The organism is Mesorhizobium sp. M1423 (genome assembly GCF_040317575.1).
In the GTDB taxonomy this organism is placed as follows: domain Bacteria; phylum Pseudomonadota; class Alphaproteobacteria; order Rhizobiales; family Rhizobiaceae; genus Mesorhizobium.
The window spans coordinates 295,205-318,305 of record NZ_JAMYKU010000001.1 but is presented as its reverse complement, the minus strand read 5'-3'; the positions used below and the strand labels follow the sequence as shown (position 1 = coordinate 318,305).

The window sequence follows — 23,101 nt, the reverse complement described above, 5'->3', positions numbered from 1 at the left end:
CGGCCGCTGGGGGACCTACTCCGCCGCGCCCCTGAAGGCATTCGCCCCGGCTTCGAACTGCAGCTTGGCCAGCCGCGCATAGATGCCGCCCTTGGCGACCAGGCTCTGATGCGTGCCTTCCTCGACGATGCGGCCGCCATCCATGACCAGGATGCGATCGGCCTTCAGCACGGTTGCCAGCCGATGGGCGATGACGATCGTGGTACGCCCCTGCATCAGCCGGTCGAGCGCCGTCTGCACCAGCGTCTCGCTTTCGGCATCGAGTGCCGAGGTCGCCTCGTCAAGCAGCAGGATCGGCGCATCGCGCAAAATGGCGCGGGCGATCGCCACGCGCTGGCGCTGGCCGCCCGACAGCGTCACCCCGCGCTCGCCGACCTGGCTGTCATAGCCCTTTTCGAGTTTCAGGATGAACTCGTCGGCAAGCGCGTCCTTCGCCGCCGCCTCGATCTCGGCCTGGCTGGCGCCAGGCCGGCCAAAGCCGATATTGTCGCGCGCGCTTGCGGCAAAGATGGTGACATCCTGCGGCACGATGGCTATGCGCGCGCGGATCGCGGCCGGATCGGCGTCGCGCAGATCGACCCCGTCGATGACGATCCTGCCGGCTTCCGGATCGTAGAAGCGCAGAAGCAGCGAAAACACCGTGCTCTTGCCGGCGCCGGATGGCCCGACGATCGCCACCGTCTCGCCGGGTTTGACCTGAAAGCTGAGGCCATGGACGGCGGCGCGGTCGGGCCGGGCCGGATAGGAGAAGGAGACATCGTCGAAGCTGATCGCGCCTCTCGCCTTTGCCGGCAGCGGCTTCGGATCGACGGGCGCCTGGATCGCGGGTTTCTCGGCCAGGATCTCGGTCAGCCGTTCGGCAGCGCCCGCTGCCTGGGACAGTTCGCCCCAGACTTCCGACAGTGCGCCGAGCGCGCCGGCGGCGAACACGGAATAGAGCAGGAACTGGCCGAGCGTGCCCGGCGACAGCGTGCCGTCGAGCACGTCGCGCGAACCGAACCACAGCACCGCCACCACCGAGGAAAAGATCATGAAGATGGCGAAGAAGGTGAGAAAGGAGCGGGCAAAGATCGAGGCCCGCGCCGCTTCGAACGCTGCTTCCACGGCGGATGAAAAATACCCGGTGACAAGCTTCTCGTTGGTGAAGGCCTGCAGGGTGCGGACCGCGCCGATCTGCTCGCTGGCATAGGCGGTGGCATTGGCCAGAGTATCCTGCGCCAGCCGTGACTTGCGCCGCACCGAGCGGCCGAAGGCGACCAGCGGCAGCACGATTAGCGGAATGGCCGCGATGACCAGGCCGGACAGTTTTGGGCTGGTGAAGACCATCATCGCCACGGCGCCAAGGCCGAGGATGACGTTGCGCAAAGCCACCGAAGCGGTGGCGCCGACGGCCGATTTGACCTGTGTCGTGTCGGCGGCGAGCCGCGAGACGATCTCGCCCGACTGGGCCGTGTCGAAGAAGGCGGGCGACAGCGTCGTGACGTGGGCAAAGACATCGCGGCGGATATCGGCAACGACGCGCTCGCCCAGCGTGATGACGAAATAATAGCGGCTGGCCGATGCCGCCGCCAGCACGGCGGCCATCACCACCAGCATGGCGAAATATTCGGCAATGAAGCTGGAATCGGAAGCGGAAAAGCCGTGATCGATCATCCGCCGCACGGCCAGTGGCAGCGCCAGCGTCGTCGCCGCCGCGACGGCCAGCGAGATGATCGCGCCGATGACCATTTTGCGGTAATGGGTGATGTAGGGAAACAGGCGCTGCAGCGGCCTCAGCGAGCGCCTGCGCTCGTCTGCATCGCCGCTGATGTTCGCCATGACCGTGTCCTTTGGCCTTTTGAGGTTTGCGCCATCAATATGCGCTTGCCGCGGCCTTGTGATTCAATTCCGGCTGATGTATAGGCTCGCCGACCGTTTTAGAAGCCGTGGCTCCTCAATAGCTGCGGCTTCGAGTTTTAAAAAGGGGCGCATCGACGCAGGCTTCAGCCCGTCGGCAGCACCCGGCAAGCCAGGAACAGAACCATGAAGACCGACATCCATCCCGACTACCACACCATCAAGGTCGTCATGACCGACGGCACCGAATACATGACCCGTTCGACCTGGGGCAAGGAAGGCGATACGATGAACCTCGATATCGACCCGACGACCCATCCGGCCTGGACCGGCGGCCAGCAGACCCTGCTCGACCGCGGCGGCCGCCTGTCGAAGTTCAAGAAGCGCTTCGAAGGTTTTGGCCTGTAAGGTCGAAGAACGCTCAAGCCGCATTGGCTGCCTGCAGATAAAAAACCCGCCCTTGTGGCGGGTTTTTTATTCAGCGGATCGTCGCGCGAACGAAATCGCCCTTGATGACGATCGAGGGTTTGGCGCCGGCGGTGTTGGGAAGCGAACTGTCGACGAAGGACGCCAATGCTGTCACCGAATAGCTGATCGGAACCTGCTGGCCGAAGGACAGCGTGGCATCCAGCGCCTTGCCGGCAATCGCGATGTTTTCGTCCTGCCGGATGCTGCCATAGAAGAGATTGACCTTCAGCGCCTCGCCCTTGAGATCGATGCTCGAAGCATGCCCGTCGAGTGAAACATCGGCGGCCTTGCCGGCGATGGCGATAGTAGAGAAATTCCCCGCCATGTTGGCTTGCAGCGCCGCTTGGTCGATCGACACGGAACTCTCGGGTTGGATGTTGGCGTTGATCTCGACCACGCAGTCCGAAGGATCCAGCCACGAGGAGGGAGCAACATCGATGCGTAGCGTCGAGGCCACCAGCTTCATGTCGCTGGCGGAACGGCAGTCACTGGCGAACCAACTCGAATACCAGCTCGCAAACCAGCCTTCACGGCGGCCGCTGATCGTCGCGTGGTAGGGTGCCGTGGACGAAGTGGTGAGCTTGACGGAACTGGCTTCGCCGGTGATGACGACGGCGCTCACCCCGACGAGATCGAGCGTCTTGGAGGCCTCACCGGTCGCCGGCGATGCCAGGGCAACGCCGGCAAAAGGCAGCAAGACGAGAATTGCGGATTTCATCATTGTCTCCGATCATGTTGGGCGGTCGCGACTGGACCGTGGCGTTGTCGAGATGATCTGAAACGTCGATTTCCGCGACCTTGATCGCGATCCGGGACGACCGCGAACGCAATCCGGGTCATTGTCGGCCGCTGCCCGCTTTGGAACCACGCTTGCGATCATGATCTTCATTCCCCTGCCATTCGTCGTTGCCCTGTTGCTGGTCATCCTGCTCGTGCAGATGGTCCGCCGAAACGAGGCCGATCTGCGTGAAAACATCGCCTTCATGCTGCTGATCGCCGCCTGTGCCTTGCAGTCGGTGCTGATCGGCATTCGCTGGGGTTATGATGTCAGGGCAATCATGCCGTTCCAGTCGGTCCTGGCGACACTGATCGCACCCCTTGCCTGGATAGCCTTCAGCGGTTTGACAAAGGAACCGTCCGCGCATCGCCTGGCATCACTCTGGCCGCATTTGCTGCCGGCCTGCCTGGTTGTCCTGCTCCTGATCTTCTGGCGCGAGCCGGTCGGGCCGGTGATCATCCTCGTTTTCCTGTCCTATGGCGCCGCCCTTCTTTGGCTAGCGCTGGCCGGTCCGGATGTTCTTGTCGAATCGCGTCTCGACGGCGTCTTGCGGCCCTACCGATCGCTGTTGGTGACGGCGCTGGCGATCCTTGCATCGCCGGTCACCGACATCATCATCGGCTTCGACCTCGAATGGACAGGTGGCACTCATTCCGGCGCGGTGATTGCCGCCGCCAACGTCCTAGCGCTGATGCTGCTCGGCAGCGCGGCCGCTGTTGCCAGCGAAACCGCTGCTTCCGACGAAGAGGAAGAGGATGTGTCGCACGCCCAAACCACGCCACGGGTGACCAGCGAAGATTCCGCGGTCGCGGCGGCGGTCGACGCGCTGATGACATCGAAATATCTCTACAAGGATGTCGATCTCAACCTCGGGCGCATCGCCAGGCGGCTCGGCCTCCCCGCACGGCAAGTGTCATCGGCGGTCAATCGCGTCCACGGATCGAGCGTATCCCAATACGTCAACGGCAGGAGGATCGATGAGGCCCGCCGCTTGCTCGCGGCGACCGACGAACCGATCACCCGCATCATGCTCGACGCCGGTTTCCTCAGCAAATCGAACTTCAACCGTGAGTTCCTGCGCATCACCGGCCTGAGCCCGAAGGCATGGCGGCGGAAGTATCGGCCGCCGAAGGGCACGATGCCGGCCATCTCCTTGCCAGGCAAGGGAAAATGAATGCGCGCGGCGCCGGTCAGGCGCCGAGCAACTCTCGCAGAGCCATCCGCTTGTAGGCCGCAACCAGCCTGTCACCCTCTTGCCGGTCGACCGAAATCGCAAGCCGCATTGCGGCCTCGCCCATCTGCCAGATGAGAAATGCCGTCGTTTCCAGCGCTTCCGGATCGGCGGACGGCCGCAACCGCTTCAGCACCGTGGTGAGGAATTCGGCGTTGGCCCGGCTGTCGGCAAGCTCAAGCTCGCGCAATGCTTTGTCGGCCTGTGTCCCCGACCAGATGTCGCGCATCACCGGCTCGGCCAGGAATAACCGGTAGTAGATATCCACCAGCTCCGAAAACGCCTGGCGCAAGCCGTCGGCGTCACTGACGTCGGCAAGTGCCGCCGCGATGCAGGCCTGGCTTTCGGCGGTGTAGCGTTCGGCCAGCGCCCAAATGATTGCCCGCTTGTCCGGGAAGAACTGGTAGAGCGAGCCGATCGACACGCCAGCCCTCTCGGCCACCTCGCCCATGCGCATCGCATCGCTGCCTTGCTCGGCGATCAGCGCCGACGCTGCGGCCAGCATGCGCTCGACCCGCTCGCGGCTACGCTGCTGGCTCGGCGTTCGGCGCGGCGATGCGATCTGGCCATCCTGTGAATCCGATACGGCAGAGCCTTCCATCACTGTCTCCAGGCGAACAATCAACAAATTGGCTTGACTCGCAAAATACGAGGGTTTATCACGTTTGGCAAATGTGAGGATTGCTCACATTTGCAAACTGAGGAAAATCGACATGAACCCTACTGTAACGAAACCAACTTTGATCCTCGGCGGCACCGGCAAGACCGGCCGCCGTCTCGCCGAGCGGCTGACGGCGCGGGGCCTGCCGGTGCAGATCGGCTCGCGCTCGGGTACGCCGCCCTTCGACTGGGAAAATAGCACGACCTGGGAACCCGCGCTTGATGGTGTCGGCGCCGTCTACATCAGCTACTATCCTGATCTTGCGGTGCCCGGCGCGGCCGACACCGTCGGCGCCTTCTCTCGTCTTGCCGTGGAGTGTGGTGTGCGCCGGCTGGTACTGCTGTCGGGGCGCGGCGAAACGGAAGCACAGCGCGCCGAAGAGATGCTCAAAGCTTCAGGCGCCGATTGGACGATCCTGCGCTGCGCCTGGTTTTCCCAGAACTTCAGCGAAGGCTTCCTCGTCGAATCTTTGCAGGAGGGCGAGGTGGCGTTGCCGGTCGGCAGTGTGGGCGAACCATTTGTGGATGCCGACGATATCGCGGAGGCCGCCTTTACCGTACTAACCCGGCAAGGACATGTCGGAGAGCTCTATGAGCTGACCGGGCCGCGGCTGCTGAGCTTTGCCGACGCGGTCGCCGAGATCGGCAGGGCCGCAGGCCGCGACATCCGTTTCAAGCGGGTTTCCCATGCCGAGTTCACCGCCGCCATAGCCGAGCACGAGTTGCCGGCCGAGTTCGCCTGGCTGCTCAACGAGCTGTTCACCGAAGTGCTCGACGGCCGCAACGAAACGCTGACCGACGGCGTCCAGCGCGTGCTTGGCCGCGCCCCAAAAGACTTTTCCACCTACGCAACCGAAACCGCCGCCACGGGCATCTGGAGGAACTGACATGATCATGAAACTGCTTCCCACCCTCACCTTCGTCGCTGCCATTGGCTCAGGCGTTGTCGGCGGCGTTTTCTTCGCCTTCTCCAACTTTATCATGCCGGCGCTCGCCCGCTTGCCTGCCGGAGGCGGCATCGCCGCCATGAATTCGATCAACATCACCGTGATTACGCCGGCATTCATGACCGCGCTATTCGGCACCGGGCTGGTCTGTCTTGTGCTTGCCGCCGGCGCTCTTATCGGCTGGAGCCAGCCGGGCGCGTTCTGGCTTCTCGCCGGCGCCCTGATCTATCTCGTCGGCAACCCGATCGTGACGATGATGTTCAACGTGCCGCTCAACAACGCCCTGGCCGCCGTCGATCCGGCAAGCGCCAACGGCGCCGCGGTATGGGCCACTTATCTCAAGGACTGGGTGATCTGGAACCATGTCCGCACCATCACCGCCATCGTGGCGCTGGGCTGTTTTATCTTCGCGTGGCGGTGAATGCCGGGGCAAGAAGACCTTCAGGCAGGGTCCTTCGACTTATGACCCTTGCGATCGGCATGGCCGAGATCGCGATCCGGATCGATGACGTCGCGAACCAGTTGCTTGAGCTTTGCGGCGTCGGGAAAACCGCCGTCACGTTTGCGGTCCCAGACCAGCGTGTCATTGCAGGAAATGGTGAAGATGCCGCCGGTACCGGGCACCAGCGTCACTTCGCCGAGATCGGTGCCGAAGGTGGACAGCAGCTCCTGCGCCATCCAGCCGGCCCTGAGCAGCCACAGGCACTGCGTGCAATAGGTGATGCGGACTGTAGGCAGCGCGTGTTGGGTCATGCCGCGCTGAGCTTCGCCAAGGTCTCCTCGTCGACCTCGAAATTGGCGTAGACGCTCTGCACGTCGTCGTCATCTTCAAGCGTCGCGACCAGCTTCATCAGCGATTGTGCCCGCTCCTCGTCGACCGCGATATTGGTCTGCGGCTTCCAGATCGGCTTCACCGATTCAGCCTCGCCGAGCGCGCCTTCCAGCGCCTTCGACACCTCGCCGAGATTCTCGAAGGCGCAGTAGATCGTGTGGCCTTCCTCGTCCGACTGGACGTCGTCGGCGCCGGCCTCGATCGCCGCGTCCATCACCTTTTCGGCGCTGCCGGCCGATGCCGGATAGTAGATCTCACCGACGCGGTCCCACATGAACGACACCGAGCCGGTCTCGCCCATCGCCCCGCCGGCCTTGGTGAAGGCAGCGCGCACATTCGACGCCGAGCGGTTGCGGTTATCGGTCAGCGCCTCGACGATCAGCGCGACGCCGCCCGGCCCATAACCCTCGTAGCGCACGGCCTCGTAGGTCTCGGCATCGCCCATCGACGCCTTGTTGATGGCGCGCTGGATGTTGTCCTTCGGCATCGACACCGCCTTGGCGTTCTGCACCGCAAGGCGCAGGCGAGGGTTCATCGATGGATCGGGCGTGCCGCTCTTGGCGGCGACGGTGATTTCGCGCGCCAGCTTGGAAAACATTTTCGATCGCACCGCATCCTGACGGCCCTTGCGGTGCATGATGTTCTTGAACTGTGAATGGCCAGCCATGGCACCCCTGTCGTCTTCTCGGCTAGAGCATCCGCGGCCTGGTGAACCACCCGGCGCCTTGCAAAGTGCTCGAATTCAAAATCTCAGAACGTCCTGCTGCGTCCGGACGGACGTACGGCGCTCTATGTCGGAATGGCCGGCTTATAGATAAATCGGCTCAATTCGTCCAGCCGCGCCGTGGCAGACGACACGCAAGGGCTTGAGACCCGAAAAGGCAGGCTTCGGCGGCCGTTCACCCCTCCAGATCGGACTTCAGCCGGTCGAGAATGCTGATCGCGTGCGTGGCATATTGGCTGATCCAGCGGTCGTGGATGTGCTTGATCGGCAGCGCGTTGAGATGGTTCCAACGCTCGCGGCCCTCGCGCCGCGCCACGACCATGTCGGCCTCCTCCAGCACTTTCAGATGCAGCATGATCGTGCAGCGGTCCATGTCGGGGAAGGCATCGCACAACATGCCGGTGGTCTGCGGCGCATCCTTCAGCCGGTCCAGCAACTCACGCCGGCGCGGATGCGCCAGCGCCTTGAAAACATTGTCGTCCTGCGAATGGCTTGACATGTTATGTTTCTATAACATATCGTTGAGCCATTCAAGGAAGGAGCTGTGGATATGTCTCTTGGATTCAGGGTTTCGGGCCGCATCGGCAAACCTGTCGCCGAAGTCTTCGACGCGGTCGTCAATCCGAAGAAGCTTAGCGGCTATTTCACTACGATCGGCGGCGCCAGCGCGCCGCTGGTGGCTGGTGCCGGTGTTGTCTGGTGGGGCAAGGTCCCCGTCGAGGTCGACGAAGTGATCAAGGACAGCCGCATCGTGCTGCACTGGGACGCCTCCGATGCCGACGGCAAGCCAGCCTACAAGACCCGCATCGAGATGAATTTCGAACCGCTCGATGATGGCGGCACCTTTGTCACCATCGCCGAGACCGGCTGGCGCGAGGACGCGGTCGGCCTGAAGAAGTCCTATCTCAATTGCGAGGGCTGGTCGCAGATGCTGGCCTGCATGAAGGCCTATGTCGAATACGGCATCAATCTGCGCGACGGCTATTACCGCAGCGAGATGAAGGGCGAGCCGGCCAACGAGAACAACATCTGAAAAACCACCAAGATGACGGAGGCCTGCGATGAAGCAAGTGACGCCATTTCTGATGTTCGAGGGCAAGGCCGAAGAGGCAATGACCTTCTATTGCGAGACGATCCCCGACAGCAGCGTCCTTGACGTCACACGTTACGGCTCCGGCGAAGACGGCCCGGAAGGGACGGTCAAGCTGGCGCGCGTGTCCATAAGCGGTCTGGAAGTGATGGTCTACAACAGCCCCGTGCACCATGCCTTCACATTCACGCCGTCGGTCTCGCTGTATGTGGATTGCTCCACGGAGGCAGAGCTGAACGGCATTGTCGAGGCCCTGGCCAAGGACGGCAAATTTCTGATGCCGCTGGACAATTATGGTTTCAGCCGCCGGTTTGCATGGCTCAACGACAGGTTCGGAGTCTCCTGGCAAATCAATTTGGCATAGCGGGTTCTGGACCGAACCGGCCAATCGAACCTGAACACGGGAATGGAGCCAGCAAATGACCGCGAAGATCAGCGGCGGCATCAACATCGCCATGAAAGTGCCGCCACATCAATACCAGGCAACGATCGCCTTCTATCGCGACGTCATCGGCCTGAAGCCATTCACGGCCAAGGCGCCCGCTATCGGCTTTGAACTCGGTCCCAATCGCCTGTGGATCGACGAGGCGCCGATGCTTAGTCAGGCCGAGGTCTGGCTGGAACTGTTCACCGATGATTTTCCAGGCGCGGCGGACCATCTCGCCAAGGCCGGCGTCGTGCGCTGCGACGCCATCGAGGCACTGGGTGAAGGCTTTCGCGGCGGCTGGATCACCAACCCGGCCAACATCATTCACCTCGTGCGCGAACCCGATGCTTGGTGAACCGGGGCGGCGCCGTGGAAAGGAGGACGCTATGGAAATCCGTGAAACACCGACCGCCGAAGCCGGCATGCTGATAAGGCGGCCGGTCGCCGACGTGTTCGAAGCTATCGTTGATCCGGCGATCACGACAAAATTCTGGTTCACCCACGGCAGCGACAGGCTGGACAGCGGCAAGGAAATCCATTGGGAATGGCGCATGTATGGCGTCTCGACGACGGTAACGGTCAGCGAGATCGTGCCGAACGAGAAGATCGTCATGCAATGGAGCGATCCGCCGACCACGGTGGTGTGGACCTTTACCGAGATGCCGGGCGGCACGACCTTTCTCGAGGTCCGCAATTTCGGCTTTGCCGGCAGCCCCGATGAGCAGGTCAAGCAGGCGATCGACTCGACCGGCGGTTTTGCGCTGGTGCTCGCCGGCGCCAAGGCGTGGCTCGAGCAAGGCCTGACGCTTGGCCTGACCGGCGACCGCCATCCGAAGGGTTTGCCGGGGCATTAGGTCAACCGCGGTGGGCCATCCTCAGTGCCCGCCGCCCTTGGCCTTCTTCCGCCGTCGCGCCAGCATGTTGAGTCCTTCGACCAGTGCCGAAAAGCCCATGGCGGCGTAGATATAGCCTTTCGGCACGTGGTAACCCATGCCGTCGGCGATCAGCGTCATGCCGATCATCAGCAGGAACCCTAGCGCCAGCATGACGATGCTGGGGTTCCTGGCGATGAAATCGGCCAGCGGCCCGGCCGCCAGCATCATCACGCTCACCGCCACGATCACCGCGATGTACATGATCGCGATTTCGTCGGTCATGCCGACGGCGGTGATGATCGAGTCGATCGAGAAGACGAGGTCGAGCAGCAATATCTGGAAAATGGCGCCGGCCAGCGACAGCTGCAGTGTTTCGCCCATCATCGTGTCCTGGTGATCATCGAGATCGACCGTGTGGTGGATCTCCTTGGTCGCCTTCCAGACGAGGAACAGGCCGCCGGCAATCAGGATCAGGTCGCGCCATGAAAAGCCGTGGCCGAAGGCGGTGAATATCGGCATCGTCAACTGGACGATGATCGAGATGGTGGCCAGCAGGATCAGCCGCATCACCAGCGCGGCGGAGATGCCGAGCCGCCGGGCGCGGGCTCGCTGCGCTACCGGCAATTTGTTGGTCAAAATCGAGATGAAGATCAGATTGTCGATGCCGAGCACGACCTCCAGCACGATCAGCGTCAGCAGCGCGACCCATGCCGTCGGGTCGGAGACAAAGGCGAAATGCGGCGCCAGGAATTCGACTAGCTGCATGGAGGTCGTCCCCTCTACGATCTAGAGCAGTTTCGCCGGCAATTGGGTATTGCAAGCGTCCATATCAATGTCACGACCAGAAGGAAGGAGCCGTTTCCTCCAGCCGCGGGCCGCGGCGAAACGGCGCGATCCGTTCAGTCAGGCCGCTACGGTCGGAAATGTCGACGCCGACGCCGCACAATGTCGCCGGTCCGGTCGACGCCTCGAAACGGCCTTTCGGCACCTTGGACAAAAACCGGTTGAGCGGCTCCTCCTTGTCCATGCCGAGCGAGGAATCGTAATCGCCGCACATGCCGGCATCGGAAATATAACCGGTGCCGCCATTGAGGATCTGGTGATCGCCGGTCGGCTGATGCGTGTGGGTGCCGACAACAAGGCTGGCACGGCCGTCGACGAAATGGGCGAAGCACATTTTTTCCGAGGTCGCCTCGGCATGGAAATCGATGACGATCGCATCGGCCTGCTCGCCAAGCGGACAAGCGGCAAGTTCGCGCTCGCCGGCCTGGAACGGATCGTCGAGCTCGGGATGCATGAACACCCGGCCCATGATGTTGGCGACCAGCACGCGCGCGCCGTTCCTGGCGATGTAGACGCCTGAGCCGCGCCCCGGCGTGCCTTTCGGGAAGTTGGACGGACGCAGGAAGCGTTCCTCGCGCGGCGCGAAAATCAGCGCATCGCGTTGGTCCCAGACATGGTTGCCGGTGGTGACGACATCGGCGCCGGCCGAGATCGTCTCGCGAAAAATCTCCTCGGTGATGCCGAAGCCGCCGGCGGCGTTCTCGCCATTGACGATGACGAAGTCGAGTTTGAAATCCGAGATCAGGCCGGGCAGTTGTTCCCACACCGCCGTACGTCCTGTCTTGCCGACCATGTCGCCGAGAAAGAGAAGTCTCATATAAGCGTGATCCTGAACTGAAGGTCAGCGAAGCAAAAAGCTGCATGACTTTCGGAAAAGACCATGCGTCCAGGAACTTATCTACAATTTCGGCGCGAACAGGCGCAACCCGCTCTCGGTGAGTATTTCCGGAATGATCACGTCATGCGGCTCGTCCGGCACCAGGGCCACCTCCTGGCAGTCGAAGGCAATGCCGATCAGCCGCGGCTGCTGTCCGTTGTCGGCCAGCCGCGCGATCGCCCGGTCGTAATAGCCGGCGCCGTAACCGATGCGGTGGCCGCGCGCATCGAAGGCGGCAAGCGGCACCAGCATCACCTGCGGATCGAGTACCTCGGCTTCCTCATGCGGCCCGACGGTGCCGAAGCCCATGTCGATCATTGGCGCGCCGCGCACCAGTTCGCGAAAAACGATGGTGGTCTTGTCGAGAATGGCCGGCAGGCAGAGCCTCGCGCCCTTCTCGCGCAAGGCAAACATCAGCGGCCGGACGTCGACTTCCGAGCGCATCGGCCAGAAGCCTGAGACGATCTGGCCCGGCTCGACGGTGATCCGGTCGCGCGCCGTCTCGGCCATTTCGAGTGCTGCCTCTACCCGCCAGAACGGATCGAGCGCGTCGCGGCGCCCGAGGGCTTCGTTGCGGAGATTTTTTTTCAGGTCTTTTCGGAAGGTCATGGAGTCAGGATAGAAAAAGTCGGATCTGGACGGGGTTTTGGGAGCGACGTTTCCTACCGCATGGCCCACTGAAATGTGAGTGACGATCCACACAACCGGTGGAGAGAGCGATCCCGGGAACCTACAAAGTAGGTGGGCGCCGTATGAGAAAACCCACGGGTCTTCCCAGGGACAGCTCCCTAGGGATCATTAAGGCCCCGGGGAAAATGTTCTCCTGCCGGGAAGCGCAGACCGTCCCCGCCAATATAGGCAGACGGCAGGCCAAGCGCCAGAGAGACGACATGCTTCGAGTCTTAAATCGACGCAAAATCCCTCAACGAGGTCAGCGGCGGCAAGATCCCCGCTTCGCCAGCAGCGCCTTGCACACCGAAGGCCGCGTCCTTAGGGTCGCGCGATGAACCCGGGAGCAAAAATGCGTTTCGAAGGCACGGCAGCCTATGTTGCCGACAAGGATCTGATGGTGGCGGTCAACGCGGCGATCGCGCTGGAGCGGCCGTTGCTGGTCAAGGGCGAGCCCGGCACCGGCAAGACCGAACTTGCCCGCCAGGTGGCGGCGGCGCTCGACCTGGACCTGATCGAATGGCACGTCAAATCGACGACGAGAGCCCAGCAGGGCCTTTATGAATATGATGCCGTCTCGCGGCTGCGCGACAGCCAGCTCGGCGACGAGCGCTTCAACGACATCCGCAATTACATCAAGCGCGGCAAATTATGGGACGCCTTTGCGGCCGGCAAGAAAATCGTGCTTCTGATCGACGAGATCGACAAGGCCGATATCGAGTTCCCCAACGATCTGTTGCAGGAATTGGATAGGATGGAGTTCTTCGTCTACGAGACCGGCGAGACCATCCGCGCCACCGTCCGGCCGATCGTCATCATCACCTCCAACAACGAGAAGGAATTGCCGGACGCCTTCCTGCGCCGCTGCTTCTTCCACTACATCCGCTTTCCCGATGTCGAGACGCTGCACAAAATTGTCGACGTGCACTATCCCGGCATCAAGCGGAACCTCGTGCGAGCAGCACTGACCCAGTTCTACGAGATCCGCGACGTGCCGGGCCTGAAGAAGAAGCCGTCGACCTCCGAGGCACTCGACTGGATCCGCCTGCTGGTCGCCGACGACATCGCGCCCGAGGACCTGCGCGCCGACCCGAAGAATGCTTTGCCGAAACTGCATGGCGCGTTGCTGAAGAACGAACAGGACGTGCATCTGTTCGAGCGCCTGGCCTTCATGGCGAGACGGCAGGGGTGAGGAGCCGGTCAGTCGGAAGCCGACGAAAGCCCTCGGACAGCGGTTTCCCGTCGCTGGACCGTTGCCCTTGGCCAGGCACGGAGGCAGCTTCGGGTTGCCGACTTCAGAGGGAAATGAAATGACCGAGATCACCGTCCGCCCATTGGCGCAATCCGACCATGCCGATTGGCGGCGTCTGTGGACCGCCTACCTCACCTTCTACGAAACCAAGTTGCCGGAAGCGGTTTACGCCGTCACCTGGAAGCGGCTGTTCACGGCGGGCGAGTTCGAGCCGAAAGGCTTCATCGCCACCCTCGACGGCAAGGCCGTCGGCCTGACGCACTATCTCTACCATCGCTCCTGCTGGTCGGAGATAAACAACTGCTATCTGCAGGACCTGTTTGCCGACCCCGATGTGCGCGGCAAGGGCGTCGGCGCCGCCCTGATCGAAGCGGTCAGGCAGGAAGCCGGCAAGATCGGCGTCAAGAACGTCTACTGGATGACGCACGAGACCAACACCACCGCACGCAAGCTCTACGACCATGTGGCGCGCAGGACCGGCTTCATCGAGTATGATCTGCTGTAGACCGTGAGATGTTCATCCCCTTCTTCCTCGAACTGAAGGCAGCGCGGGTTCCGGTCTCGCTCCGCGAATATCTGTCGCTGCTGGAGGGGCTGGAGGCCGGGCTGGTCGACTATGATGTCGAGGGCTTTTACTATCTCGCCCGCGCCGCTCTGGTGAAGGACGAGCGCCACATCGACCGCTTCGACCAGGTCTTTTCGCACATCTTCAAAGGTGTCGAGGCGCGGGCTGGCGAAAACCCGGTCGATGTCGCAAACATCCCGGAGGAATGGCTGCGGAGGCTCGCCGAAAAGCACCTGACCGATGAGGAGAAGAAGCTGGTCGAGGCGCTGGGCGGCTTCGAAAAGCTGATGGCGAGGCTGAAGAAGCGGCTGGAGGAGCAAAAGGGCCGACATCAGGGCGGTTCGAAATGGATCGGCACCGGCGGCACCTCGCCCTTCGGCGCCTATGGCTACAATCCCGAAGGCGTGCGCATCGGCCAGCACGAAAGCCGCAACCGCCGCGCGGTAAAAGTCTGGGACAAACGCGAGTTCAGGAATTTCGATGATGCCGTCGAGCTCGGCACCCGCAATATCAAGGTCGCGCTGAAACGCCTGCGCCGCTGGGTGCGCGAAGGTGCCGAAGAGGAATTCGACCTGCCAGGGACCATCCACGCCACCGCCGAGCACGGATATCTCGACGTTAAGACACAACCCGAACGTCGCAATGCGGTCAAGCTGCTGATGTTCTTCGATGTCGGCGGCTCGATGGACGACCACATCAGGAGCGTCGAGGAGCTATTTTCGGCTGCCCGCGCCGAATTCCGCCAGCTCGAATATTTCTATTTCCACAACTGCCTCTACGAGGGCGTGTGGAAGGACAATCGCCGCCGCCATGCCGAGGTGATTCCGACCTTCGATCTCCTGCATAAATATGGCCCCGACTACAAGGTGATCGTCGTCGGCGACGCCTCGATGAGCCCCTACGAGATCGCCCATCCCGGCGGCTCGGTCGAGCACTGGAACAAGGAGGCCGGCGCCGTCTGGCTTGGGCGGTTGCTGCAGCAATGGCCAAATGCCATATGGCTCAACCCGGAAGCCGAGAAGAACTGGGGTTTTACCCATTCGATTGCCATGATCCGCGATATTTTTGACGGCCGCATGTTTCCACTGACGCTCGCCGGCCTCGAAGCCGCGACGAAGCAACTTTCAAGGAAGCACTGAATGGATCCACGCAAAACAGGAAGGTCGACCTGTTTCCTTTGCCTGCAATGCGGTGTCCAGTTCGCGGCGACAGCGACGCCGCCGCGACATTGCCCGATCTGCGAGGACGAGCGGCAATATGTGCGTTGGGAGGGCCAGGCCTGGACCACGCCGGAAGAGCTCGCCGCCGGCCATCGGCTCGCGATGAGAGACGACGCCGGCGTGCTCGCCTTCGGCATCGAGCCGCGCTTCGCCATCGGCCAGCGGGCATTGCTGGCGCAAACGCCGCACGGCAATGTGCTGTGGGACTGCATTTCGATGGTCAGCGACGAGGCGGTGGCCGAGATCAACCGCCGGGGCGGCCTCGCCGCGATCGCCATTTCCCACTGCCATTATTATTCGGCAATGGTCGAGTGGAGCGAGGCGTTTGGCGGCGTGCCGATTTATCTGCACGCCGATGATCGTCAGTGGATCATGCGGCCGCATCCGGCGATCATCAGCTGGCAAGGCGAGACGCGCGCCATAAACCCGTCGCTGACGCTCATCCGCTGCGGCGGCCACTTTGCCGGTGGCCAGGTGCTGCACTGGAAGCGCGACGGCGGCAATGCCATCCTGGCCGGCGACATCGTGCAGGTGACGCCGACTCGCCGCCATGTCAGCTTCATGTACAGCTACCCGAACTATATCCCGCTCAACGCGACGAAACTGCACGGCATCAAGGCTGCGCTTGAGCCTTTCGCGTTCGACCATATCTATGGCGCATGGTGGAACCAGAACGTCATCGGAGATGCAAAGGCGGCATTTTCAGCATCGGTTGCGCGCTATCTCGCCGCCATCGCCTGAGGAATTCTTCGGGGCAGGATAGGAAATACGGGCAAACGCCGTAACAAATGCCTATTTCAGGCGAAGTTGGGAAGGCAACCCAAATAGCGACATAAGCTAAGAGGAAAAAATGGACAGCCACACCTACCCCGTTACCCGCACCGACGCCGAATGGCGCGCCCGGCTGACGCCTGAGCAATATGCGGTGATGCGCAACCACGGCACCGAGCGGCCGGGAAGCTGCGCCCTGCTGCACGAGACGCGCGCCGGCACCTTCTCCTGCGTCGGCTGCGACCAACCCTTGTTTGAATCCAAGCTGAAATTCGAGAGCGGCACAGGCTGGCCGAGCTTCAACGATCCGGTGCCGGGCTCGGTCGAGACCACCGTCGACCGCAGCTACGGCATGGTCCGCACCGAATGCCATTGCGCCCGCTGCGGCAGCCATCTCGGCCACGTCTTCGAGGACGGCCCGCCGCCGACCGGTCTGCGCTATTGCATCAACGGCGTGGCGCTCAAATTCGAGCCGGCCGCCTGATCGTCAGGCCACGACCACCAGGATCAGCCACAACGTGGCGCCAAGCGTCATCAGCGAGGCCTTGGCGCCACTTGATTTTCCGGCAGTTCGCCAAACGGCAAAAGTCAGGAAGATGTTGTAGGGCACCGGCGCGAAATGCACCGCCAGAACCAGCGCAAGCGGCAGCTTCAGCCCGAGCAGAATGAGCGCCACCACCGACGACGCGACGTTGATCGCTGTGCCGACAACAACCAGGTCGCGCCAGAACAGCCGATCGAGCGGCACGCCGCCGAACCAGCGTGAGCGGAAGAAGGCGGCAACGCGCGACATGATCGTCATCGATCCACCGGCTCCCTCGCTCTGCTCACCAGCGCAACCCTTCCACAAGGATTGCGTCTGGAAACCCTGCTTTATTCCTGACCCAGAACTTCGGCAATCGCGCGCTCGAAACGCGAGGCTTCCGTCACCAGCCAGTCGGTCATCGCCGGCCAATTGTCTTCGGCAAAACAATTCACCCGCCACATCGAATTGATGCCGAGGCCGTCGCAACTTTGTTCTGGCCTGAGCTTCAGCCTTTCTTCGATGGCCGGCTGGAACGGCTTCAGCCGCGACCAGGCTTGCGTGGCACCGAACTTCTCGTTGCGGCCGAAGAAGACGCCGACATGATTCTGCGCAGGCGCGACGTACATGGAAAGGACCAATGCGAAGTCGGGCAACCCACGCTGCCAGAACCACGGTCCACGCCTCGCCAGCAGAGCCCTTTCATCCGGATGCCGTTCCGCGAACAGCGTCCAGAAGCTGCGTTGGCGGAATTCAGAGGCGCGGCGGGCGCCAAAATCGAATTCGCTCATGGTTCGAACCGTCGAGGGGCGCCGCAACCGGCGCCCAAGGCTGTTATCGGCCTACACCATTCCAAGCGCGGCCTTGTACAGATCGAGGATGGACTCCTCTTCCTGCCGCTCGGCCTGGTCCTTCTTGCGCAGCCGGATGATCGACCGCATCGCCTTGGTGTCAAATCCGGTGCCCTTGGCCTCGGCGAACACTTCCTTGATGTCGTCGGCAATCGTCTTCTTCTCTTCCTCGAGCCGCTCGATGCGTTCGATGAAGGCGCGCAGCTGGCCGGCGGCAACAGTCTGGCTGGTTTCGGTGATGTCGTCGGCCATATTCTTCACTCCGCGTCGTTTCTCGCCGCGACTCACGGGGACCCGAGCGGCGAATTGCAGCGGTTCGATGCCCGACCGGGCGCGGCGGGTCAAGGTGCTATCGATGCGGCATGAAGGGGCTGCTGCCAGGCGCCGACAAGGCTCTCTGATGCCGGCCTATTTCACCCGAACGCGATCAGCAGATCCTTGGCATCGATCTGGTCGCCGGCCTTGACCAGCACCTCGGCTATGGTGCCGTCGCGTTCGGCATGCAACGCCGTTTCCATCTTCATCGCTTCGATCGACAGCAGCACGTCGCCGGCCTTCACCGCCTGGCCGGCAGCGACCACAAGCGCCGAGACGACGCCAGGCATCGGCGCGCCGACATGCGCCTCATTGCCCGGCTCCGCCTTGCGCCGTGCCTTGGCAGCGGAGGCGCCATGCGCCCGGTCCGGCACCTTCACCCGGCGCGGCTGGCCGTTGAGCTCGAAGAACACGGTGACCATGCCCTTTTCGTCGACATCGCCCATGGCAAGGCAGCGCACCACCAGCGTCTTGCCTTTTTCGATGTCGACGAAAATCTCGTCTTCCGGCTTCATGCCGTAGAAATAGGTCGGCGTCGGCAGCACGCTGACCGGCCCGTAGGTCTCCTGCGCGGCGGCGAAATCCGAAAACACCTTCGGATACATCAGCCACGACGCGAACTCGAACTCACTGAGCTTGCGCTCGAGCTTTTCCTCGACCTCCCTGCGGCTGGCCGTGAGGTCCGCCGCCTTGAGCAGCGAACCCGGCCGCACCGTGATCGGCTTTTCGCCCTTCAGCACCTTCTTCTGCAATGGCTTTGGCCAGCCGCCCGGCGACTGGCCGAGGTCGCCGCGCAACATCGACACCACAGAATCCGGGAAGGCGATGTCCCGCGCCGGATTCTCGACGTCGGCGACGGTCAGGTCCTGGCTGACCATCATCAGCGCCATGTCGCCGACGACCTTGGACGACGGCGTCACCTTGACGATATCGCCGAACATCAGATTGACGTCGTGATAGGTCTGCGCCACTTCGTGCCAGCGCGTCTCCAGCCCAAGCGAGCGCGCCTGTTCCTTGAGGTTGGTGAACTGCCCGCCAGGCATTTCGTGCAGATAGACCTCCGATGCTGGCCCCTTCAGGTCGCTTTCGAAGGCGGCGTACTGGTTTCGCACCGCCTCCCAGTAGAACGAGATATTCCTGATCCATTGCGGGTCGAGGCCCGGATCGCGCTCGGTGCCCTTCAGCGCCTCGACGATCGAACCCAGGCATGGCTGCGAGGTGTTGCCAGATAGCGAATCCATCGCCGCGTCGATGCCGTCGACACCGCTCTCCACCGCTGCCAGCACGGTGGCCGCCGACAGGCCGGATGTGTCGTGCGTGTGGAAGTGGATCGGCAGGTCTGTCGCCTCGCGCAGTGCCTTGAACAGCACGCGGGCAGCACTCGGCTTTAGAAGCCCCGCCATGTCCTTGACGGCAATGATATGGGCGCCCGCCGCCTGCAATTCGCTGGCCAGGCCGACATAGTATTTCAGATCGTATTTCGCCCGCGCCGGATCGAGTATGTCGCCGGTATAGCAGATCGCCGCTTCGATCAGCTTGCCCTCGGCGCCGACCGCATCCATGGCCACACGCATGTTCTCGACCCAGTTCAGGCAGTCGAAGACGCGGAACAGGTCGATGCCGCCAGCAGCGGCCTGGTGGACGAAATGCTGGACGACGTTGTCGGGATAGTTGGTATAGCCAACGCCGTTGGCGCCACGCAGAAGCATCTGCAGCAGAAGATTGGGTGCTGCCTCGCGCACCAGCGACAGCCGCTCCCATGGATCTTCGGTGAGGAAGCGCATGGCGACGTCGAATGTTGCGCCGCCCCAGCATTCGAGTGACAAAAGCTGCGGCAGAGCGCGCGCATAGGTGCCGGCGATGCCGGCGATGTCATAGGTGCGCACACGCGTCGCGAGCAAGGATTGATGCCCGTCGCGCATTGTCGTGTCGGTGACCAGCACCTCTTTTTGCTCGCGCATCCACGCCGCGAATTTCTCCGGCCCGAGCACGTCGAGCTTCTGCTTGCTGCCGTCAGGCACATTGCCGTTGAGATATGGCACCACCGGCGGCGCCGCATCTGCTTTTGGCTGCGGCCGGCCGCGCGTCTCGGGATGGCCATTGACCGAAACGTCGGCAAGATAGTTGAGCAGCTTGGTCGCGCGGTCCTGCCGCTTCACGCTGGCGAACAGTTCCGGCGTCGTGTCGATGAACTTGGTGGTGTAGGAATTGTCGGCGAAGCTCCGGTGATTGATGATCGCCTCGAGAAAGGTGAGATTGGTAGCCACGCCCCGGATTCGGAATTCGCGCAACGCCCGGTTCATGCGGGCGATGGTCTCGGCCGGCGTCGGCGCCCACGCCGTCACCTTTTCCAGCAATGGATCGTAGAAGCGGGTGATGACCGCGCCCGAATAGGCGGTGCCCCCATCAAGGCGGATGCCGAAGCCGGTGGCGCCACGATAGGCGGTGATGCGGCCATAGTCGGGGATGAAATTATGCTCGGGGTCTTCAGTGGTGATGCGGCACTGCAGCGCGTGCCCGTTGAGCCTGATGTCCTTCTGCGTCGGCACGCCCGATTCCGCCGTGCCGATGGCAAAGCCGTCGAGTATGTGGATCTGTGCTTTGACGATGTCGATGCCGGTCACTTGTTCGGTGACGGTGTGCTCGACCTGGATGCGCGGATTGACCTCGATGAAATAGAATTTTCCGGTATCGGCATCCTGCAGGAACTCGACCGTGCCGGCGCCGATATAGCTGGTTTCGCGCGCGATCCTCAGCGCGTAGCCGCAAAGCTCCTCGCGCTGCGACATTTCGAGATAGGGCGCCGGCGCCCGCTCGACCACTTTCTGGTTGCGGCGCTGGATCGAACAATCGCGCTCGAATAGGTGCACGGCGTTGCCATGCGTGTCGCCCAGCACCTGCACCTCGACATGGCGGGCGCGCTCGATCAGCTTCTCGAGATAGACCTCGTCCTTGCCGAAAGCCGCCTTCGCCTCACGCTTGCCTTCCATCACCTCGCGGGCGAGATCGGCCTCGGAGCGGATGGCGCGCATGCCGCGGCCGCCGCCGCCCCAGGACGCCTTGAGCATCACCGGGTAGCCGATCGTCCTGGCGAGTTCCTTCACCGCCGCCATGTCGTCCGGCAAGGGATCGGTGGCGGGAATTACCGGCACACCGACTTCGATTGCGAGATTGCGGGCGGCGACCTTGTTGCCCAGCCTGCGCATCGTATCCGGCTTTGGCCCGATGAAGATGATGCCGGCCGTGGCGCAGGCCTCGGCGAATTCCGGGCTCTCCGACAGCAGGCCGTAGCCTGGATGGATGGCATCGGCGCCCGAAAGCCTGGCGACGCGGATAACCTCCTCGATCGACAGATAGCTTTCGATCGGCCCCATATCCCTGGTCAGGTGCGGCCCGCGCCCGACCTGGTAGCTTTCGTCGGCCTTGAAGCGATGCAGGGAGTATTTGTCTTCCTCCGCCCAGATCGCCACGGTTTTGAGGCCGAGTTCATTAGCCGCGCGGAAGACGCGGATGGCAATTTCGGAGCGGTTGGCGACAAGGATCTTCGAGATTGCCAAGGACAGGGCTCCGGACACGGGAAGGGAACTGCCGGACATGATTAGCGCGAAAATGCTGCAGTGCAAACAAAATCGGGCAGCGGCTAAACCGATTTAAATCAACTCGATGTCGTCAAAACGGAAATGCCCGGCGCAAGCGCCGGGCATCTCCAAAATTATCGTCGTCGACAGGCTTACATCTTCTGGATGTAGGTGTACTTGCCGTCGTCGCCCTTCTTCCACTCGTACATGACGTAGCCGGGCAGCGTCGGATCGCCCTTCGCGTCATAGGAGAGGTCGCCCAGAACGGTCTTGAACGGACCCTTCTCATGCAGCGCCTTGGCAACTTCCTGCGGGTCGTTCGACTTGGCAACGGTGGCTGCTTCGGCGATCGCCTGCATGGCGGCGTAGGAGTAAAGCGTGTAGGCCTCCGGTTCGAAGCCCTGCGCGCGGAACTTCTCGACGAGTTCCTTGTTCGTCGGGATCAGACGCGGATCCGGGCCGAACGTGTTCAGCGTGCCCGCAACTGCGTCGCCAGCGATCGAGGCCAGCTCGTTCGACACGATGCCGTCGCCGGAAACCAGCGTCGCCTTGAGGCCCTGGTCAGCCGCCTGGCGGATGATCAGGCCGGCTTCGGTGTGCAGGCCACCCCAATAGATGATGGAAACGCCGGCTTCCTTCATCTTGGCGATCAGCGCCGAGAAGTCCTTGTCGCCGACATTGACGCCTTCGTACATGACTTCCGTCAGGCCGGCTGCGTTCATCGCCTTCTTGGTCTCATCGGCAAGGCCCTGGCCGTAGGTCGTCTTGTCGTGGATGACCGCGATCTTGGCATCCTTGAAGTTCGCCGCGAGATAGGCGCCGGCGATGCTGCCCTGCTGGTCGTCACGTCCGCAGGTGCGGAACGTGTTCCACATGCCGCGTTCGGTGAACTTCGGATTGGTCGCGGCCGGCGTGATCTCGAGGATGCCGTTTTCCGCGTAGACTTCCGACGCCGGGATCGAGACGCCCGAGTTGAAGTGGCCAACCACGAACTTGACGCCGTCGCCGACGAACTTGTTGGCGACCGAGATGCCCTGCTTCGGATCGGAGACGTCGTCGCCGACCGAGAGCTTGATCTGCTCGCCATTGATGCCACCGGCCGCATTGATGTCGGCGACGGCCTGTTCGGCACCCTTCTGCAGCTGCGCGCCGAAGGCGGCATTCGGACCGGTGATCGGACCGGCGACGCCAACCAGGACGTCAGCCCACGCGCTGCCGCTGAACGCGATCAGCGCGGTCAGGGCGACGGCGGACAAAAGTGATTTTTTCATGTAAAACGCTCCCATTTACGGAGTGGGCGTTGGATGATGCTTTCATGCGATGCCCACTTTTACTCGCAGAAAACGTACTTTGCCGATTTTCAGGCACTTGTCACGCCGATTCATCCCCGAAACGGCGTTAATCATGAACGTCAACCTTTCGGCTTCCAGCTCAAAACCGATGCTCTTTCATAGAGCCAATTATACTGTGTCACCATCTGGTTTGTGCGCGTGTATTGATAGCCGATGAAGCCCAATATCATCAGTACGATCGTATCCACGATATAGTAATGCAGCGAGAACATCGTGCCGCCGAACAGCGCGTGATGAATGAACCTTACGCCAATGCCAAGGCCGAGCATGTAGGCGAACAATTGGAGGAAGCTGCGCCATGTCTGGGCGCTGGCCTTGCCGGTCATCCATGCCGCCCAGCCGCCGAGCAGGCAGGTGACGAAGAAGAACTGCCAGATCGAGGGTTCCTCGTAGAGAATGCCCTGCATGATGAAGTCT

At 62.3% G+C, this 23,101-nt stretch carries 28 protein-coding genes and 1 other RNA gene; 13 read left to right on the top strand and 16 right to left on the bottom strand.

The genetic code is table 11. The features are described from left to right. Window positions 1–15: 15 nt before the first annotated feature. Window positions 16–1,818, bottom strand: a complete 1,803-nt coding sequence (locus NKG95_RS01635; RefSeq protein ID WP_353039783.1) for an ABC transporter transmembrane domain-containing protein — start codon at window positions 1,816–1,818, stop codon at window positions 16–18. 204 nt (window positions 1,819–2,022) lie between these two features. Here NKG95_RS01635 and rpmE point away from each other — a divergent pair, with 204 nt between their 5' ends. Beyond that, window positions 2,023–2,244 (top strand): 50S ribosomal protein L31, encoded by a 222-nt coding sequence (rpmE, locus tag NKG95_RS01630; protein WP_006327661.1) that lies wholly within the window; start codon window positions 2,023–2,025, stop codon window positions 2,242–2,244. Between the two features lie 70 nt (window positions 2,245–2,314). Here the strand turns inward: rpmE and NKG95_RS01625 are convergent, their stop codons facing one another. Next, entirely contained in the window at window positions 2,315–3,022 is a 708-nt protein-coding gene (locus NKG95_RS01625) for a hypothetical protein (protein ID WP_353039781.1), read from the bottom strand. A 160-nt stretch (window positions 3,023–3,182) separates the two neighbouring features. On the opposite strand from NKG95_RS01625, the gene NKG95_RS01620 reads away from it, so the two are divergent. Further along, complete coding sequence (locus NKG95_RS01620) at window positions 3,183–4,256, top strand: helix-turn-helix domain-containing protein (protein WP_353039779.1); 1,074 nt, start codon at window positions 3,183–3,185, stop codon at window positions 4,254–4,256. Between the two features lie 16 nt (window positions 4,257–4,272). Here NKG95_RS01620 and NKG95_RS01615 read toward each other — a convergent pair whose 3' ends face one another. Beyond that, window positions 4,273–4,914 carry a TetR/AcrR family transcriptional regulator gene (locus NKG95_RS01615; RefSeq protein WP_352480932.1) on the bottom strand — a complete coding sequence of 214 codons (642 nt, stop codon included), beginning with the start codon at window positions 4,912–4,914 and terminating at the stop codon, window positions 4,273–4,275. Window positions 4,915–5,026: 112 nt separating this feature from the next. On the opposite strand from NKG95_RS01615, the gene NKG95_RS01610 reads away from it, so the two are divergent. Both NKG95_RS01610 and NKG95_RS01605 read left to right on the top strand, forming a co-directional pair. Next, window positions 5,027–5,860, top strand: coding sequence for a Rossmann-fold NAD(P)-binding domain-containing protein (locus tag NKG95_RS01610; RefSeq protein WP_352640132.1), 834 nt, complete (start codon window positions 5,027–5,029; stop codon window positions 5,858–5,860). 1 nt (window position 5,861) lies between these two features. Continuing rightward, window positions 5,862–6,341, top strand: a complete 480-nt coding sequence (locus tag NKG95_RS01605; RefSeq protein ID WP_353039777.1) for an anthrone oxygenase family protein — start codon at window positions 5,862–5,864, stop codon at window positions 6,339–6,341. Window positions 6,342–6,361: 20 nt separating this feature from the next. Here NKG95_RS01605 and NKG95_RS01600 read toward each other — a convergent pair whose 3' ends face one another. From NKG95_RS01600 to NKG95_RS01590, 3 genes are all read right to left on the bottom strand, one after another. Next, window positions 6,362–6,673 carry an Rdx family protein gene (locus tag NKG95_RS01600; protein ID WP_023719638.1) on the bottom strand — a complete coding sequence of 104 codons (312 nt, stop codon included), beginning with the start codon at window positions 6,671–6,673 and terminating at the stop codon, window positions 6,362–6,364. After that, the gene (locus tag NKG95_RS01595; RefSeq protein WP_023678028.1) at window positions 6,670–7,419 is read right to left on the bottom strand and encodes a YebC/PmpR family DNA-binding transcriptional regulator; all 750 of its coding nucleotides are present in this window, start codon (window positions 7,417–7,419) and stop codon (window positions 6,670–6,672) included. The genes NKG95_RS01600 and NKG95_RS01595 overlap by 4 nt, the downstream gene beginning before the upstream one ends. Before the next feature lie 232 nt (window positions 7,420–7,651). After that, on the bottom strand, window positions 7,652–7,975 hold the full coding sequence (locus NKG95_RS01590) for an ArsR/SmtB family transcription factor (protein WP_352815026.1): 324 nt from the start codon (window positions 7,973–7,975) through the stop codon (window positions 7,652–7,654). Between the two features lie 51 nt (window positions 7,976–8,026). Between NKG95_RS01590 and NKG95_RS01585 the strand changes: the two genes are divergently transcribed. Genes NKG95_RS01585 through NKG95_RS01570 form a run of 4 tightly spaced genes read left to right on the top strand, consistent with a single transcriptional unit; the run spans window position 8,027 to window position 9,847 of the window. Next, complete coding sequence (locus NKG95_RS01585; protein ID WP_023719640.1) at window positions 8,027–8,509, top strand: SRPBCC domain-containing protein; 483 nt, start codon at window positions 8,027–8,029, stop codon at window positions 8,507–8,509. Window positions 8,510–8,537: 28 nt separating this feature from the next. Further along, window positions 8,538–8,930, top strand: a complete 393-nt coding sequence (locus NKG95_RS01580; protein WP_352640129.1) for a VOC family protein — start codon at window positions 8,538–8,540, stop codon at window positions 8,928–8,930. A gap of 55 nt (window positions 8,931–8,985) precedes the next feature. After that, on the top strand, window positions 8,986–9,348 hold the full coding sequence (locus NKG95_RS01575) for a hypothetical protein (RefSeq protein WP_352640128.1): 363 nt from the start codon (window positions 8,986–8,988) through the stop codon (window positions 9,346–9,348). Between the two features lie 31 nt (window positions 9,349–9,379). Beyond that, window positions 9,380–9,847 carry an SRPBCC family protein gene (locus tag NKG95_RS01570; RefSeq protein ID WP_352999090.1) on the top strand — a complete coding sequence of 156 codons (468 nt, stop codon included), beginning with the start codon at window positions 9,380–9,382 and terminating at the stop codon, window positions 9,845–9,847. A gap of 21 nt (window positions 9,848–9,868) precedes the next feature. On the opposite strand, the gene NKG95_RS01565 is transcribed toward NKG95_RS01570, so the two are convergent. The 4 genes from NKG95_RS01565 to ssrS form a co-directional block, all read right to left on the bottom strand. Then, entirely contained in the window at window positions 9,869–10,633 is a 765-nt protein-coding gene (locus tag NKG95_RS01565) for a TerC family protein (RefSeq protein WP_352494148.1), read from the bottom strand. A 70-nt stretch (window positions 10,634–10,703) separates the two neighbouring features. Then, window positions 10,704–11,528, bottom strand: coding sequence for a TIGR00282 family metallophosphoesterase (locus NKG95_RS01560; protein ID WP_023678036.1), 825 nt, complete (start codon window positions 11,526–11,528; stop codon window positions 10,704–10,706). Between the two features lie 81 nt (window positions 11,529–11,609). After that, window positions 11,610–12,197, bottom strand: a complete 588-nt coding sequence (locus NKG95_RS01555) for a 5-formyltetrahydrofolate cyclo-ligase (protein ID WP_023719645.1) — start codon at window positions 12,195–12,197, stop codon at window positions 11,610–11,612. Window positions 12,198–12,277: 80 nt separating this feature from the next. Next, window positions 12,278–12,433, bottom strand: a non-coding RNA gene (gene ssrS / locus NKG95_RS01550) — 6S RNA. 176 nt (window positions 12,434–12,609) lie between these two features. On the opposite strand from ssrS, the gene NKG95_RS01545 reads away from it, so the two are divergent. The 5 genes from NKG95_RS01545 to msrB all read left to right on the top strand — a co-directional run bounded on the left by NKG95_RS01545 (window position 12,610) and on the right by msrB (window position 16,549). After that, window positions 12,610–13,449, top strand: coding sequence for an AAA family ATPase (locus NKG95_RS01545; protein ID WP_352961854.1), 840 nt, complete (start codon window positions 12,610–12,612; stop codon window positions 13,447–13,449). A 118-nt stretch (window positions 13,450–13,567) separates the two neighbouring features. After that, on the top strand, window positions 13,568–14,014 hold the full coding sequence (locus NKG95_RS01540) for a GNAT family N-acetyltransferase (RefSeq protein ID WP_023719647.1): 447 nt from the start codon (window positions 13,568–13,570) through the stop codon (window positions 14,012–14,014). 8 nt (window positions 14,015–14,022) lie between these two features. Next, window positions 14,023–15,213 (top strand): vWA domain-containing protein, encoded by a 1,191-nt coding sequence (locus NKG95_RS01535; RefSeq protein ID WP_023719648.1) that lies wholly within the window; start codon window positions 14,023–14,025, stop codon window positions 15,211–15,213. Further along, window positions 15,214–16,035, top strand: coding sequence for an MBL fold metallo-hydrolase (locus NKG95_RS01530; RefSeq protein ID WP_352917738.1), 822 nt, complete (start codon window positions 15,214–15,216; stop codon window positions 16,033–16,035). Window positions 16,036–16,144: 109 nt separating this feature from the next. After that, window positions 16,145–16,549, top strand: coding sequence for a peptide-methionine (R)-S-oxide reductase MsrB (gene msrB, locus NKG95_RS01525; RefSeq protein ID WP_353039774.1), 405 nt, complete (start codon window positions 16,145–16,147; stop codon window positions 16,547–16,549). 3 nt (window positions 16,550–16,552) lie between these two features. Here msrB and NKG95_RS01520 read toward each other — a convergent pair whose 3' ends face one another. The 6 genes from NKG95_RS01520 to NKG95_RS01495 all read right to left on the bottom strand — a co-directional run bounded on the left by NKG95_RS01520 (window position 16,553) and on the right by NKG95_RS01495 (window position 23,091). Next, window positions 16,553–16,867, bottom strand: a complete 315-nt coding sequence (locus NKG95_RS01520; RefSeq protein WP_353039772.1) for a hypothetical protein — start codon at window positions 16,865–16,867, stop codon at window positions 16,553–16,555. 71 nt (window positions 16,868–16,938) lie between these two features. Then, complete coding sequence (locus NKG95_RS01515) at window positions 16,939–17,379, bottom strand: hypothetical protein (protein ID WP_353039770.1); 441 nt, start codon at window positions 17,377–17,379, stop codon at window positions 16,939–16,941. Window positions 17,380–17,430: 51 nt separating this feature from the next. Then, window positions 17,431–17,691, bottom strand: coding sequence for a DUF2312 domain-containing protein (locus tag NKG95_RS01510; RefSeq protein ID WP_023719653.1), 261 nt, complete (start codon window positions 17,689–17,691; stop codon window positions 17,431–17,433). Window positions 17,692–17,852: 161 nt separating this feature from the next. Next, window positions 17,853–21,311: a pyruvate carboxylase gene (gene pyc / locus NKG95_RS01505; RefSeq protein WP_352787925.1), complete on the bottom strand. Its 3,459-nt coding sequence runs from the start codon at window positions 21,309–21,311 to the stop codon at window positions 17,853–17,855. A 173-nt stretch (window positions 21,312–21,484) separates the two neighbouring features. Then, window positions 21,485–22,603, bottom strand: coding sequence for a branched-chain amino acid ABC transporter substrate-binding protein (locus NKG95_RS01500; RefSeq protein ID WP_023719655.1), 1,119 nt, complete (start codon window positions 22,601–22,603; stop codon window positions 21,485–21,487). A 140-nt stretch (window positions 22,604–22,743) separates the two neighbouring features. After that, window positions 22,744–23,091 carry a DUF6867 family protein gene (locus tag NKG95_RS01495; protein WP_023719656.1) on the bottom strand — a complete coding sequence of 116 codons (348 nt, stop codon included), beginning with the start codon at window positions 23,089–23,091 and terminating at the stop codon, window positions 22,744–22,746. Window positions 23,092–23,101: the final 10 nt, after the last annotated feature.

Bases quoted from the DNA above. Each gene is read 5' to 3' on its own strand.
- NKG95_RS01530 (WP_352917738.1), top strand. From the start codon at position 15,214: ATGGATCCACGCAAAACAGGAAGGTCGACCTGTTTCCTTTGCCTGCAA.
- NKG95_RS01545 (WP_352961854.1), top strand. From the start codon at position 12,610: ATGCGTTTCGAAGGCACGGCAGCCTATGTTGCCGACAAGGATCTGATG.
- NKG95_RS01585 (WP_023719640.1), top strand. From the start codon at position 8,027: ATGTCTCTTGGATTCAGGGTTTCGGGCCGCATCGGCAAACCTGTCGCC.
- NKG95_RS01575 (WP_352640128.1), top strand. From the start codon at position 8,986: ATGACCGCGAAGATCAGCGGCGGCATCAACATCGCCATGAAAGTGCCG.
- NKG95_RS01500 (WP_023719655.1), bottom strand. From the start codon at position 22,603: ATGAAAAAATCACTTTTGTCCGCCGTCGCCCTGACCGCGCTGATCGCG.
- NKG95_RS01625 (WP_353039781.1), bottom strand. From the start codon at position 3,022: ATGAAATCCGCAATTCTCGTCTTGCTGCCTTTTGCCGGCGTTGCCCTG.
- NKG95_RS01535 (WP_023719648.1), top strand. From the start codon at position 14,023: ATGTTCATCCCCTTCTTCCTCGAACTGAAGGCAGCGCGGGTTCCGGTC.
- NKG95_RS01520 (WP_353039772.1), bottom strand. From the start codon at position 16,867: ATGACGATCATGTCGCGCGTTGCCGCCTTCTTCCGCTCACGCTGGTTC.
- NKG95_RS01555 (WP_023719645.1), bottom strand. From the start codon at position 12,197: ATGACCTTCCGAAAAGACCTGAAAAAAAATCTCCGCAACGAAGCCCTC.
- NKG95_RS01560 (WP_023678036.1), bottom strand. From the start codon at position 11,528: ATGAGACTTCTCTTTCTCGGCGACATGGTCGGCAAGACAGGACGTACG.
- NKG95_RS01605 (WP_353039777.1), top strand. From the start codon at position 5,862: ATGATCATGAAACTGCTTCCCACCCTCACCTTCGTCGCTGCCATTGGC.
- NKG95_RS01540 (WP_023719647.1), top strand. From the start codon at position 13,568: ATGACCGAGATCACCGTCCGCCCATTGGCGCAATCCGACCATGCCGAT.
- rpmE (WP_006327661.1), top strand. From the start codon at position 2,023: ATGAAGACCGACATCCATCCCGACTACCACACCATCAAGGTCGTCATG.
- NKG95_RS01615 (WP_352480932.1), bottom strand. From the start codon at position 4,914: ATGGAAGGCTCTGCCGTATCGGATTCACAGGATGGCCAGATCGCATCG.
- NKG95_RS01600 (WP_023719638.1), bottom strand. From the start codon at position 6,673: ATGACCCAACACGCGCTGCCTACAGTCCGCATCACCTATTGCACGCAG.
- NKG95_RS01595 (WP_023678028.1), bottom strand. From the start codon at position 7,419: ATGGCTGGCCATTCACAGTTCAAGAACATCATGCACCGCAAGGGCCGT.
- NKG95_RS01570 (WP_352999090.1), top strand. From the start codon at position 9,380: ATGGAAATCCGTGAAACACCGACCGCCGAAGCCGGCATGCTGATAAGG.
- NKG95_RS01515 (WP_353039770.1), bottom strand. From the start codon at position 17,379: ATGAGCGAATTCGATTTTGGCGCCCGCCGCGCCTCTGAATTCCGCCAA.
- NKG95_RS01565 (WP_352494148.1), bottom strand. From the start codon at position 10,633: ATGCAGCTAGTCGAATTCCTGGCGCCGCATTTCGCCTTTGTCTCCGAC.
- NKG95_RS01510 (WP_023719653.1), bottom strand. From the start codon at position 17,691: ATGGCCGACGACATCACCGAAACCAGCCAGACTGTTGCCGCCGGCCAG.
- NKG95_RS01620 (WP_353039779.1), top strand. From the start codon at position 3,183: ATGATCTTCATTCCCCTGCCATTCGTCGTTGCCCTGTTGCTGGTCATC.
- NKG95_RS01635 (WP_353039783.1), bottom strand. From the start codon at position 1,818: ATGGCGAACATCAGCGGCGATGCAGACGAGCGCAGGCGCTCGCTGAGG.
- msrB (WP_353039774.1), top strand. From the start codon at position 16,145: ATGGACAGCCACACCTACCCCGTTACCCGCACCGACGCCGAATGGCGC.
- NKG95_RS01590 (WP_352815026.1), bottom strand. From the start codon at position 7,975: ATGTCAAGCCATTCGCAGGACGACAATGTTTTCAAGGCGCTGGCGCAT.
- NKG95_RS01610 (WP_352640132.1), top strand. From the start codon at position 5,027: ATGAACCCTACTGTAACGAAACCAACTTTGATCCTCGGCGGCACCGGC.
- NKG95_RS01495 (WP_023719656.1), bottom strand. From the start codon at position 23,091: ATGCAGGGCATTCTCTACGAGGAACCCTCGATCTGGCAGTTCTTCTTC.
- NKG95_RS01580 (WP_352640129.1), top strand. From the start codon at position 8,538: ATGAAGCAAGTGACGCCATTTCTGATGTTCGAGGGCAAGGCCGAAGAG.